The following is a 13,939-nucleotide window of genomic DNA, read 5'->3' as shown; positions in this document are numbered from 1 at the left end:
ATGAGGAAATTATCGCTTGCAATTATTTGCCTGCTTTGTATCATTAGTTGTACAGAGACCAAAAAAGACAAAAAAACAAAGAATCAGGGAGCCATGGCTCACTCTGTAGGAAAAATAAATGAACTCTCTGTTGTTATTGAGAATGATTTATGGAAAAGTAATGTTGGGGATACAATACGTAAATATTTGGGTGCAGAAGTACCTGGATTACCTCAACAGGAACCTTTGTTTTCGATGAGACAAATGCCAATGGCTGCATTTTCTGGTTTAGCAAGAAAAAATCGTACCTTTTTATGGATCAAAAAAGGAAAAGAAGAAGAAAGAAAGTACGGAGTATTGAACAATAAATTTGCAACTCCTCAACTGGGTGTTGTGATTTCTGGTTCGAGTGATGCTGATATTATTTCATTGATTAGAGAACATCAAGAAACGATCGTTTCAAGATTTAAATCCACAGAAACTCTAGAAAAACAGAGTAGAATACAGAAATCACTTGAGAAAATCCCTCAATTAAAGGAAAAACTAGGAATTACACTTAAGATTCCTACAGCTTATCGTATTGCAATAGAAGAAGAAGATTTTTTCTGGATACGTAAAGATTTGACTAATGGAAGTATGAATTTAATGCTATACGAACTTCCATTAGGAATTGTAACTAAAGATTCAAACACCGTTTCTAGTATTATAAAAATGAGAGATTCTATAGGCGCCATAAAAATACCAACTTCAGAGGTGGGTCATTTTATTACGGAAGAAGCATATGCTCCATATTTATATGAGACAACCCTGGATGGTAGATTCACTTTTGAAACCAAAGGAACATGGGAGATTAAGGATAGGTTTATGGCGGGCCCATTTGTTAATTATGCAATAGAAGATAAAGTAAATAATAGATTAGTAGTATTAGAAGGCTTCGTATTTGCTCCTTCAATCAATAAAAGAGACAATATGTTTGAGTTGGAGGCTATAATGAAATCTATAAAGTTTGAGTAAACCCTTAAAGTATCTTGTTTGAATTTAGAATGCCGGATACATCATATATGTTGTCAAAATTTGTGACTGTTTATTTCAACAAAACAGATTGTGTTGTTAAGATTATATTGGATCGGTTGGTTTAAAGGATAATTGATACTTATTGGGTAATAAGTACCGTTTATTTCACACAATCATCATTATGAAGAGACAGTTGTTTACCGTAATCTCTTTCTTGTTTGTAGTATCATTGTCAGCACAAGAAACCCTTCAGATTTCTCCAGAAGAAGCTAACGCACAATACTTTGATATTCCAAGAGAAACGGTATACGTTCACCTTAATAAAAGCACATATCTTCATGGAGAAGAAATATGGTTTAAAGAATATACATATGATCGAAAAAATAACCTTCCGTCACGATTTACAACAAACCTAAATGTAGAACTCTTTGACGATAAAGGAAACGAAGTATATAGCGGTTTGTTTTTGGGATATTATGGCAGTACACAAGGAAATATAAAAATAGATTCTACCTGGGCAAGCGGAAACTATTACTTAAGAGCTTCTACAAATTGGATGAATAATTTTATAGAGGATGACTCTTATGTTCAAAAAATAAGTATTGTAAATAAGTCTATAAATGAAACCACAAATCAGCAAGAAGAAGGATATGATTTTCAATTACTACCAGAAGGGGGGTATATGGTTTCTGATACAGAAAATACTATAGGCTTCAAATTGATTAATAATCGAGGGTATGGAGTTTCTTTTGATAATGGTAGTATACTTGATGACCAAGGTATTGTTGTTGGATCTTTTAAATCTAATCAATTTGGTATCGGTAAATTTAAGTTTAAACCACGCTCTGGTATAAAATATACTGCTGTTTTAGTATTAGATAATAAAAGTGAAATAAAAGTACCTTTCCCTCAAGCAGAGAGTAAAGGGATAGCAATACGTATTAATAATCTTTATGAAGATAATGTAATCATAGAATTTAATACAAATGCAAATACGGTAGATGCATTAAAAGATAACAATTATTATTTATTGATTCATAAGAACAATGCTTCAAAAAGGATAGCAATCAACTTCTCTCCTGGTCAAATAAGCAAAGCCATATCTATACAAAGAGAAGAATTATATTCTGGAGTGAATACAATTACACTATTCAAAGATAATACTCCTATTTTAGAGCGTTTACTTTTTAATCGTATAGAAGAAACGTATACAGATATAGAAGTGACGTACCTTAAAACGATCAATGATTCTCTTTTACTTAATGTAAAAGCCCCTCAAAGAGATAATATCGTATATAATCTGAGTGTTTCTGTATTGCCGGGAGGAACAAAATCATATACGCATCAGGATAATATACACTCAGCCATGCTGCTTAATCCATACATTAAAGGATTTGTTGAAAACCCAAAATATTATTTTCCTAATAAGAGTACCAGGAGAAAAGCATATGATTTGGATTTGTTATTGATTACCCAGGGGTGGAGCAGGTATAATTGGAATACGATTTTTAATCAAAAGCCAAAGAAAATGTATGATTTTAATAATGGCTTGACATTAAAAGGAAAACTTCAGAACACAAAGAATAAAGATATCAAACAAGTATATCTATATCCAACCAAAAAAAATACTTCCAGATTAATTGATGTTGACAGCGAAGGATCATTTACAATTAAAAACTTTTATCCTGAGAAGGGTGAAGTGATTAGTATTTCTGCAGTAAAATCTAATGGCAAATTTGTAAAGGAAGGAACATATATTCAAATACAATCTAATCGATTAAAAAAACCACTGGTTTTAACTGCTTCTAATATAAATATAAACGAAAGAGGAGCATTAGATGTTTTGATTCCAGAATATTTTTTTGATGATGCAGAATTATTAGATGAGGTAATTATACAAGGGAGAAAAAGGCAAGAAGAAGTTGATTTTGATTTCTTAAAAGGAAAACCCATACAAATTAGTGAAAAAGAAAGGGATATTTTCATCAACATAACAGATTATTTAACTCAGGTTGTGGGAATAAGGTTAAATCTTAATACGGATACAAGAACAACCTCGGGATTACCACCAGATGAGTTTTCAGGAATTCCTTCAAATCCAAATGCACCTGTAGTGTATGTAGATGATATACAACTTATAGACATTAGTGTTTTACTTAGTATTCGTACCAGAGATGTAGAAAATGTATATTACGATAGATTTGGTTCAGGAATAGGAGGAGGTGTTGGCGGTAACGGTGTGATTAGAATTTATAGCAAAAAAACATTTTCAAATACGAACTCTGTATCAAGTGGACTAGCAACAAAACTTTCTGAGTATACTACTAAAAAAGGATTTCAACCGATTAAAGAGTTTTACAACCCCATCTATACCAGTTATCAGGATCCCTTTTTTAGAGATTTTGGTACAATTCATTGGCAACCGTATATAAATTTCGACTCAAAAGGAGTTGCTACGCTTAAAATACCAGATACATTTACAAAAAACATTAGACTTTTTATTGAAGGAATGGGTACCGATGGAAGTTTGATTTCCAAAATGGAAATGATAGAACTAGAATAAATTTGGCCTCTATCCTGATGCAAATTAAGTGCTTATAAGGAGTAAGGTTAAGAATTTAATTCACCTTTGAATTCTTTGTGGTTTATAATATATTTAGCGATGCTAAAAAATGATTTTTATGAGTGTTGTTTCTTTTGTTGCTAAACAAATCCCTATTTCAGAAAAACAAATTGCCAAAACCATTTCTCTTTTAGATGATGGAGCTACCATTCCCTTCATTTCCAGATATCGTAAGGAAATGACAGGTGATTTGGATGAAGTAGCTATTGGCGAAATAGTAAAATATAAAACGGCTTTTGAAGTACTTCAAAAAAGAAAAGAAAGTGTTCTTACCGCAATTCGGGAACAAGAAGCTTTAACTCCAGAATTAGAGAAGAGAATTCTATTGGCAGATACACTTACTCAAGTAGAAGATCTGTATTTACCGTATAAGAAAAAAAGAAAAACTAAGGCTTCTGTTGCCAAAGAACAAGGTTTAGAACCGTTAGCAAAGATTGTTATAGAACAGAAAGAAGAAGAAATTCTTTTTGTAGCATCACAATACTTAAACGATGAAATTTCTACAGAAGAATTGGCACTACAGGGAGCTAGAGATATTATTGCAGAATGGATTAATGAAGACGAAAAAATTCGAAATAGATTACGAAGATTATACCAACGTAAAGCGACCATAGCTTCTACCGTGATCAAGGCAAAAAAAGACGAAGAAGAAGCTCAGAAATATCAACAGTATTTTGATTGGGAGGAACCACTTCATAAATGTCCGTCACATCGATTATTAGCAATTCTAAGGGCTGAAAACGAAAAAATTGTAAGAGTAAAAATTACCGTTCCCGAAAATGATGCATTGGATATTATAGATGATGTGATGATTAGAACCAATGTTGAAGCTTGTACCGATCATGTATTTTTAGCAATTTCTGATGCGTATAAACGTCTATTAGCTCCTGCAATTTCTACAGAAATATTAAATCAATCAAAAGAAAAAGCAGATGATAATGCGATTAAAGTTTTTGCACAAAACTTAAAACAGTTATTACTGGCATCACCTTTAGGGCAGAAGAAGATATTAGCATTAGATCCCGGTTTTAAATCAGGTTGTAAACTCGTTTGTCTTGACAAGCAAGGAGATTTATTGCATAACGAGAATATCTATCCTCATCCTCCACAAAGAGAAGTCACAGGAGCAATTAAAAAGATACGATCCCTTGTAAATGCGTATAAGATAGAAGCAATTGCAATAGGAAATGGTACTGCCGCAAGAGAAACTGAAGCTTTTATTAAAAAAATACCATTCGAAAACCCTATACAAGTTTTTATGGTAAATGAAAGTGGCGCCTCTATATACTCTGCCTCCAAAATAGCACGAGCAGAATTTCCTAATTATGATGTGACTGTACGTGGAGCGGTTTCTATTGGCAGACGACTGGCAGACCCACTAGCAGAATTAGTGAAAATTGATGCAAAATCTATTGGAGTGGGACAATACCAGCACGATGTAGATCAAACCAAGCTTAAAAATGAATTGGATACTGTAGTAATGAGTTGTGTGAATAGTGTAGGAATTAATGTAAATACAGCTAGTGTTCCATTATTAAGTTATGTTTCTGGGATTGGAGAAAAACTAGCAGAAAATATTGTGGCTTATCGATCAGAAAATGGCGCATTACAGTCTCGCGAAGAATTAAAAAAAGTGCCTAGATTAGGAGGAAAAGCTTATGAACAAGCTGCTGCATTCTTAAGAATTACAAGCCCTAAAAACCCACTAGATAACTCTGCAGTTCATCCCGAACGATATCAATTGGTTTCTAAAATGGCTAAGGACGCTGGGGTCCCTGTAACTGAGTTAATAGGAAATAAAGAAGCTATTTCAAAAATCAAACTTCAGGGCTATATCACCGACGAAGTGGGGCTTCCTACGTTAACCGATATTGTTAAAGAATTAGAGAAACCTGGTGTAGATCCCAGAAAGAAAGTTACAGTTTTTGAATTTGATCCAAACGTAAAAACTATAGCAGATATAAAAGCAGGAATGAAACTACCAGGAATTGTAAATAATATTACAAATTTTGGATGTTTTGTAGATATAGGAGTTAAAGAAAGTGGATTAATTCATATTTCAAAACTGGCGAATGAATATATAAGCGATGTAAATGCCGTTGTGCAATTACATCAACATCTAATGGTTACTGTAGTAGATGTAGATATGAATAGAAAGAGGATACAGTTATCTCTTGTGGATTAAAAAAAGCCTTATAGAAATATCTAATATCTATAAGGCTTGATATTTTATTCAGGTTGTTCTTCGCTCGTTTGTTTAGAGCCCATAAAAAATAAAATCAATCCCAAAACAAGTATTCCAACTCTGATTATCCATCCTGTTGTTAGTCCCCAGGAATCAATCCATATGAGAATTTTAAGATTGTAATTAAAAAAATTTAAAAGAATTGATATAGCTCCTGCAATAGCTATGTACGAACCTATTTTTTTCATTCGATTGTTGTTTAGTGTTAGATACAAACATATAAAATTATTTGTAAACACTTAATTTATTGGCATGTAGCTATAATAAGGACTTTATGTTTTTCAACGTTGCATAAATGATAATGATTAGTGTGTACAAAAAAACCAACTCAAAAAGAGTTGGTTTTTTTGTATGTATTTGATGATGAGAAAAATTATTTTTTCTCATCAATTTTTGGATCTTCTTCCTCTTCTTCTTTCGAAGCATCCTTAAATTCTTTTATACCACTCCCTAGGCCTCTCATTAATTCGGGAATTTTTTTTCCTCCAAATAAAAGGAGTACGATTCCTACGATTAAAGCAATTTGCCATGGACCTATCATTCCTAAAACTATACTAGATAATATCATGATCTTAACTATTAGATGACAAAGTTAGCAAGAAATGATGAAACTGATGCAATTTATATAATCTTTAACCATTAAAGAATGATGATTCCTTAAATTGTATTGTGTTTTAGATAATTTTTGGAGCAGAGAAAACGTTCTTGATGATACGTTATTTAAGAAACATTTATATATCAAAAAGCTTATATTTTGATATTTGTAGATTATGTATATTTGCGAATAATACCTATTTGATAACATTCTTTACGGAAGATGTAATCCATGGCAAAAAAGAACAAAGAACAGAAGAAGATTACTAAAAAGCTGCTTAATAAGTATCGCTTAGTTATCCTTAATGAGGATACCTTTGAGGAACGTATATCTTTTAAGCTTAACAGACTTAATGTTTTTGTAATGGTTACCATAACGTCAATAGTTCTGGTAGCAGGAACAACTTTTTTAATCGCTTTTACACCACTTCGAGAATATATTCCCGGGTATTCTTCTACTTCATTAAACTTAAGAGCAACTCAATTAGTTGCTACCACCGATTCTTTGGAATCCAGAATCATGATAAATCAAGAATACTATAAATCAATTAAAAAAGTATTGACAGGAGATGTAAAAACGGTAGAATTTGATATTGATTCTGCAATACAGTCTCAAAAAATAAACCCACAAGAAATTGATTTAAAACCTTCTGAGCAAGATATTAAACTTCGTGAAGAAGTGTCTAAAGAAGATAGATATAGCCTGTTCGAAAGTGAAAAATCGAGTTTAGACTTTTCACTATTTCCGCCGGTAAAAGGTAATATCACTTCTGAGTATAATGCGACAGAAAAACACTATGGAGTGGATGTTGCAGTTCTAAAAGATACTCCAGTAAAAGCAGCATCTTCTGGTACTGTAATTTTTGCTGAATGGACGGCAGAAACGGGCCATGTGATTATACTTAAGCACGGTAACAATTTGCTTACAGTATATAAACATAACGCCTCGTTGACAAAACAACAAGGAGAACAAGTTAAAGCCGGTGAAGTAATTGCTACTGCTGGTTCTACAGGAGAACTATCAACAGGGCCTCACTTACATTTTGAATTATGGAGAGATGGATACCCTACTGATCCGTCTAATTTTATTGATTTTGAACAATAATTATCTATGTCCTTAAAATCATTAGGAGCTAAAATATTTGCTAAGCGCATTCGCAAGAAAATTAATAAATGGTCATCAAATCCGATAAAAACCCAAGAGAAGGTTTTTAAAGATTTAATAAAAGTGGCTGGGAATACTGCGTTTGGTAAGGATCATAATTTTCAGAATATTAAAACACATTCGGATTTTGTAAAGAATGTTCCTATACGAGATTATGAGCAATTAAAATCATATGTTAATCGAGTTGTAGATGGAGAAAAAGATGTGCTTTGGCCGGGGAAACCTTTATATTTTGCAAAAACATCAGGAACTACAAGTGGAGCCAAGTATATTCCATTAACCAAAGATTCGATGCCTACTCATATTAGAGCAGCACGTAATGCAATTTTATGCTATATAGAAGAGACCGGAAAAGTTGATTTTGTTGATGGTAAAATGATATTTCTTCAGGGAAGCCCAGAGATGGAAGAAAAAAATGGAGTAATGCTGGGTAGACTTTCTGGGATCGTGGCACATTATGTACCTAAGTACTTACAAAAAAATAGATTACCAAGCTGGGAAACAAATTGTATCGAAGATTGGGAAGAAAAGGTAGATGCAATTGTTGAAGAAACAATACATCAAAATATGACTGTGATTAGTGGTATACCACCATGGGTACAAATGTATTTTGAAAAACTACAGCAGAAAACGAATAAAACTATAGGAGACCTGTTTAAAGGATTTGAATTATTCATATATGGCGGAGTTAATTTTGAACCCTATAAAGCTACATTTGAAAAATTGATAGGAAGAAAAGTTGCAGGTATCGAACTATACCCTGCATCAGAAGGATTCTTTGCTTTTCAGGATAAGCAAAATGAAAAAGGTATGCTACTGCAGTTAGATTCTGGGATGTTTTATGAATTTGTAAAGGCAGAAGAGTTTTTTGAAGAGAAACCTAAAAGATTAACTATTGGTGAGGTCGAAAAAGGTGTTAATTATGTAATGCTTGTTTCTACTACTGCAGGATTATGGTCTTATAATATTGGAGATACTGTAATGTTTACCTGTACGACACCCTACAGGCTAATCGTTTCTGGAAGAATAAAACATTTTATTTCGGCTTTTGGAGAGCATGTAATCGGAAAAGAAGTAGATCAAGCCCTTAAAGAAGGTGCAGACACCATAGGAGCAATGATTAATGACTTTACCGTTGCACCACAGGTTAATCCAGATAATTCTGAATTACCATACCATGAATGGTTTATAGAGTTTAAAGAAACTCCAGTTGATATCGAGGCACTGGCATTAGAAATAGAAAATTCACTAAGAAGGCAAAACTCGTACTATGATGATTTGATCGAAGGGAAGATATTAAGAACTCTAAAAATAACCCCAGTCCCTAAAGATGGTTTTAAAGACTACATGAGATCAGTTGGTAAATTAGGAGGACAAAATAAGCTTCCCAGATTGTCTAATGATAGAAATATTGCAGACAAACTTACCGCTATGATTGATAAATAGTTTAAATCATTATTTGAACGAAAAAGAAACATAATTATACATGACATTTCAATGTTCGGTTAGTATACTTATATTTGCTAGGAAAAATTTATGGCAAATCTAATATTACAAGGTAGGACAAGGGCTCAGGAAAGCTCAAGCGCGATCGAACGCATGTACATTACTATGCGTCATCTTTTTAATAGAGGTTTCTATAAGCCTATGGGTGTTTCTGGAGATACATTAAGAGAAGCACTTCTTATTCTACGCCCCGAAATTTATGGTTCTGTAGCAGAAGAAAAAGTAGAACTTAATGGACTTCTTTATGTAATAGATCGTTTACCCTTTGGTATTGAAGAATGTCGATATATTAATCTTACTAGTGAAGAAGGGTATAAAAACTCTCATTTTAAGGCAATTGTTCCTCCAAAAAGAAGAAGAAATTGCTATCGTATTGATGAGGAGCAGATGAATATTGAAATTACCAGAGGAAGGTCTGAAATTTATGATATACTTACGCATCTTACATTCCTGTTTATAGAGTCACATAAGATTATGAATCGAGTCGTGATTAATGAACAAGGAAAAGTAACCAGAGATTGGCAAAAGTTAGAAAAAGCGGTGCTATCAAAAAAAGACTTAACTAAAGCCGAAAGAGAAGTAGCACTTACACATACAGCAAATATTTTAGGAAGAACTTTTGAAGAAGTTTCTTCTGTTTATAATGATTTTTCTTGTCCTGAAAGCAAAGAACGTTTTTTAGAGATTATTTACTGGTTAGGTAAATTAGCGATAGAAGAATCGATAGAAGACAATAAGCGAATAGTCACTTTTAGCCCAGTATTAAGAGAAAGGCTAGGACACCATATTCATGGAGAGATTTGGGCCAATTCAATAAAAAAGAAATTAGAAGAACTTAAATTACTTCAACGTCCGATTCATGTTATAAGTGCAAACATGCACAGTGTAATGAATGCATTGTATGCACCAATTGCTCTAAAGACCGAATTAAAAAACAAGAGTACATTTGATATTTATGAATCATTAAGCGAAAGCAAAAATGATAAATTAAGAGCTAGAGTAGAGAAATTAGCTTTACAGAAAGGAATGACATATATCGAAGATCAAAGTGGAGCAAATATTAATGTTCAGATTTTTGATACTATTCAATCCCCAGAAGGTGAATACAAAAACCATATTGCTGATTTAGAAAATGAGAATAAACCTGTAATTGTTGTTATGGACTATGCGTTTGGAGAACAAGCGTATGAAACTATGGATGAATTATTAAAACCTTATATAAATATTGAAGGTGATAAAGTACATCTGGATGTCAAGTCTGTTTCTATTATGGGTAAAGCTGGTATTCTTGAAGGAGGAAAAGGAGATATTATGATACCTTCTGCTCACGTTTTTGAAGGGACAGCAGATAATTACCCGTTTAAAAATCAGCTAAAAAAGAAAGAATTAGAAGGTCATGGTATTGATATTTATGATGGAGCTATGATTACCGTTTTAGGAACATCATTACAGAACAGAGATATATTAAAGTTTTTTCATGACTCAACCTGGAATGTGATCGGATTAGAAATGGAAGGAGCTCATTATCAAAAAGCAATACAATCTGCTTCAAAACTTAGAGGAAGTATAAGCCCAAAAGTTAAAGTGCGATATGCATATTATGCCTCTGATAATCCATTAGAAACAGGAAGTACATTAGCTTCAGGAGGATTAGGAACAACAGGTGTAAAACCTACATACCTCATTACTGAAAAAATAATAGAACAAATATTTAAAGAAGGATAACAATTATGAGTAATGAAAATTACAGTGACGAAATAGATATGATGCAGATTTTTAGCATGATAAAAGGAGGTTTTAGGAACTTTCTTAGGTTGATCATTTCGGTAATTACATTTTATAAGAAAAAAGCAATTTTATTTCTAGTTTTGTTGATTTTGGGAGGTATTGCTGGATATTTTTTAGAGCAAAGGAAAGATGCAAAATTTGATATTGTACAAGAGATAATAATTGAACCTAAATATAATAGTACAAAATACATATATGATTTTATCGATGAGTTAAAAATCAATTTAAGAGATGATGTTTTTGTTGATAAATTGGGAATTACTGTTGATAATGCCAAAAACATTAAAAACATTAAAATAGAGCCTATTATAAAAGGAACAGATGTATTAGATAATCTTGAAAAAAGATATGAGAATAGAGAATTTTTTAAAGATATAATGAATGCATATGATGAGGATCAGATAGAAGAAGAGAAATTCAGAGATTTTTATAAACACCATAAAATAAGTATTGAATTTAATAGTGTTAGCGTTGAGAATGAGAAATTAGTATCCTCTATTTTGAAGTATATCAAATCAAATCAATATTATAGGGATGTGTCAAACCTCTTTATTAAGCAAAATAAAATTGATCTAGAAAGAAACAAAACATCATTAGAATTTATTGATACCTATCTGGAAAATATTAAAAAAACTCCTTTGAAAGTAGAAAGAGAAGCTGTTGTTTTATATTCTCCAAGTCAAGAAATCCCTATGCTTTCTGTTGCTTCGTTATTACAGAAGAAAGAACTTTTAATGGAGTTGATTAACGAGCAAGAACAGGCTTTGGTTTTGGATAAGGAAATATTCTCATTTGTAGATTATGGAGATGTGATTTCAAGGAAGAAAAAAATGGTAAATAATATGTTATTTACTGTTCCAGTACTATTCTTTCTATTAGTTTCGTTATTTTTCTTTTTAAAATATCTATCAAGAACTATAAAGAATTTTGTTGAGGAAGAAGAATAATTACAGTTTTGTAAAAAATATATTTATGCTATACCCGTTAAAATTTCACCCTATTCTAAAAGAAAAAATTTGGGGGGGAAATAAACTAAAAACAATTCTTAATAAGCCTGCAATAGACGATAATATTGGTGAAAGCTGGGAGATTTCTACTGTAAATAACGATATTTCAGTGATCTCAAATGGAGTATATGCAGGGAGAAGATTAGATGATCTTATCAAAGAGTATCCAACGCAACTATTAGGAGAAAAGGTATATAAAGAGTTTGGAGATCAATTTCCATTATTAATTAAGTTTATCGACGCTAGAGAAGACTTATCGATCCAACTCCATCCAGATGATACATTAGCAAAAAAAAGACATGATTCTTTTGGTAAAACAGAAATGTGGTATGTAGTTCAGGCCGATGCTGATGCTAAGTTAATTGTTGGATTTAACAAAGACACTAACAAAGAAGAGTATGAAACGTTTCTAAAAGATGGAAAAATTACAGAATTACTCAATTTCGAAACTATTACAAAAGGAGATAGCTATTTTATAAAAGCAGGAAGAATACATGCCATAGGAGGTGGATCTTTGATTGCAGAGATTCAACAAACATCTGATATTACTTATAGAGTTTATGATTGGGATCGAAAAGACAGTGAAGGAAATGAAAGGGAATTACATACTGATCTAGCATTGGACGCCTTAGATTTTAAAGGAGATCGGTCTTTTAAATTAGAGTATGATAAGGATAAAAATAAGGTGAATAATCTTATTTCTGGAACTTATTTTACGACAGGTGCAATAGAGGTGGATGGCACTCTAAAAAGAGAGTATAATGGCTTAGATTCATTTAAAATTTTAATGTGCGTAGAAGGAAGCGGGACAATAAGTACTATAGACTATTCTGAAAAAATTTCATTTGGTGAAACAATACTCATTCCTCGCACGATTGAAAATATATCTATAGAAAGCGATAATAATGAAATGAAATTGTTAGAAGTGTATATCTAAATATAACATGAAGAGGAATATCTTAATAACAGGTGGTGCAGGATTTATAGGGTCAAATTATATAAACCTTATCGCAAAAGATACAACATCAAAAATCGTTAATCTTGATAAACTAACATATGCTGCAGATCTTAAAAATATTGAGATTAAAAAAGAGGCAGATTATGCTTTTATTGAAGGAGATATCTGTGACTGGGATACAGTTAAGACAATTTTTAAGGAATATCAAATTGATACCGTTGTCCATTTTGCCGCAGAATCCCATGTTGATAATTCTATCACTGGTCCAAAAGCGTTTATCGAAACTAATATTGTAGGAACATTTAATCTATTGCAGGCCGCTTATCAAACCTGGATGAAATCACCAAATGAATTTGATCCAGAATATAAACATGCTCGTTTTTTGCATGTTTCTACAGATGAGGTATATGGAACATTAGGTGAAACGGGTCTTTTTAATGAGAACACACCCTATGCACCTAACAGTCCATATAGTGCTTCAAAAGCATCTTCAGATATGCTGGTTAGAAGCTATTTTCATACCTATGGATTGCCTGTGGTTACGACAAACTGTTCAAACAACTATGGACCGAGACAACATGATGAAAAATTAATCCCAACTATTATCAGAAAAGCAGTTAATGAAGAAAATATTCCTATTTATGGTGATGGTAAAAATGTACGAGATTGGTTATATGTTTTAGATCATTGTAAAGGCATAGACTTGGTATTAAAGACTGGAAAATTAGGAGAAACCTATAATATTGGAGGCAAAAACGAAAGAGAAAATCTATATATAGCCACTACAATTTGTAAAATTTTGGATAGAGTCGTAGCAAGAAGTAAAGGAACATCTTATAAAGATCTTATTACTTTTGTTACCGATCGTCCAGGTCATGACTTTAGGTACGCAATTGATGCATCTAAAATCGAAAACGAATTAAAGTGGGCAGCAGAGGAGAATTTTGAAACGGGGATTGAGAAAACTATTAAGTGGTATTTAAAAAAGTATAAAAACTAATACTATTTTGGACTTTCAACTTTTATTGAAGACAGAAATCCATTTAGGATAATAAATACA

11 protein-coding genes are annotated in these 13,939 nt (G+C 32.2%); 9 read left to right on the top strand and 2 right to left on the bottom strand.

Annotated elements, in window-relative coordinates; translation table 11 throughout:
• The 3 genes from FOF46_RS20125 (at position 1) to FOF46_RS20115 (ending at position 5,801) form a co-directional block, all read left to right on the top strand.
• Entirely contained in the window at positions 1-993 is a 993-nt protein-coding gene (locus FOF46_RS20125; RefSeq protein ID WP_143917674.1) for a DUF4837 family protein, read from the top strand.
• Between the two features lie 181 nt (positions 994-1,174).
• On the top strand, positions 1,175-3,556 hold the full coding sequence (locus FOF46_RS20120) for a hypothetical protein (RefSeq protein ID WP_143917673.1): 2,382 nt from the start codon (positions 1,175-1,177) through the stop codon (positions 3,554-3,556).
• 118 nt (positions 3,557-3,674) lie between these two features.
• Complete coding sequence (locus FOF46_RS20115) at positions 3,675-5,801, top strand: Tex family protein (RefSeq protein ID WP_143917672.1); 2,127 nt, start codon at positions 3,675-3,677, stop codon at positions 5,799-5,801.
• Between the two features lie 44 nt (positions 5,802-5,845).
• Here FOF46_RS20115 and FOF46_RS20110 read toward each other — a convergent pair whose 3' ends face one another.
• Positions 5,846-6,049 (bottom strand): hypothetical protein, encoded by a 204-nt coding sequence (locus FOF46_RS20110; protein ID WP_109436222.1) that lies wholly within the window; start codon positions 6,047-6,049, stop codon positions 5,846-5,848.
• A gap of 185 nt (positions 6,050-6,234) precedes the next feature.
• Positions 6,235-6,429: a Sec-independent protein translocase subunit TatA/TatB gene (locus FOF46_RS20105; protein WP_109436221.1), complete on the bottom strand. Its 195-nt coding sequence runs from the start codon at positions 6,427-6,429 to the stop codon at positions 6,235-6,237.
• Between the two features lie 258 nt (positions 6,430-6,687).
• Between FOF46_RS20105 and FOF46_RS20100 the strand changes: the two genes are divergently transcribed.
• The 6 genes from FOF46_RS20100 to rfbB all read left to right on the top strand — a co-directional run bounded on the left by FOF46_RS20100 (position 6,688) and on the right by rfbB (position 13,879).
• The gene (locus FOF46_RS20100) at positions 6,688-7,560 is read left to right on the top strand and encodes a M23 family metallopeptidase (RefSeq protein WP_109436220.1); all 873 of its coding nucleotides are present in this window, start codon (positions 6,688-6,690) and stop codon (positions 7,558-7,560) included.
• Positions 7,561-7,566: 6 nt separating this feature from the next.
• Entirely contained in the window at positions 7,567-9,066 is a 1,500-nt protein-coding gene (locus FOF46_RS20095) for a GH3 auxin-responsive promoter family protein (RefSeq protein WP_109436219.1), read from the top strand.
• Positions 9,067-9,156: 90 nt separating this feature from the next.
• Positions 9,157-10,851, top strand: a complete 1,695-nt coding sequence (locus FOF46_RS20090) for a DUF6909 family protein (protein ID WP_109436218.1) — start codon at positions 9,157-9,159, stop codon at positions 10,849-10,851.
• A gap of 5 nt (positions 10,852-10,856) precedes the next feature.
• Complete coding sequence (locus FOF46_RS20085) at positions 10,857-11,861, top strand: hypothetical protein (RefSeq protein WP_143917671.1); 1,005 nt, start codon at positions 10,857-10,859, stop codon at positions 11,859-11,861.
• Between the two features lie 25 nt (positions 11,862-11,886).
• Entirely contained in the window at positions 11,887-12,858 is a 972-nt protein-coding gene (locus tag FOF46_RS20080; RefSeq protein ID WP_143917670.1) for a type I phosphomannose isomerase catalytic subunit, read from the top strand.
• A 7-nt stretch (positions 12,859-12,865) separates the two neighbouring features.
• Complete coding sequence (gene rfbB / locus FOF46_RS20075; RefSeq protein ID WP_143917669.1) at positions 12,866-13,879, top strand: dTDP-glucose 4,6-dehydratase; 1,014 nt, start codon at positions 12,866-12,868, stop codon at positions 13,877-13,879.
• Positions 13,880-13,939 lie beyond the last annotated feature (60 nt).

It is taken from the genome of Aquimarina algiphila (genome assembly GCF_007489275.1).
GTDB lineage: Bacteria > Bacteroidota > Bacteroidia > Flavobacteriales > Flavobacteriaceae > Aquimarina > Aquimarina algiphila.
Note: the sequence above shows the minus strand (reverse complement) of the source record. Positions and strands in the feature narration are given on the sequence as shown.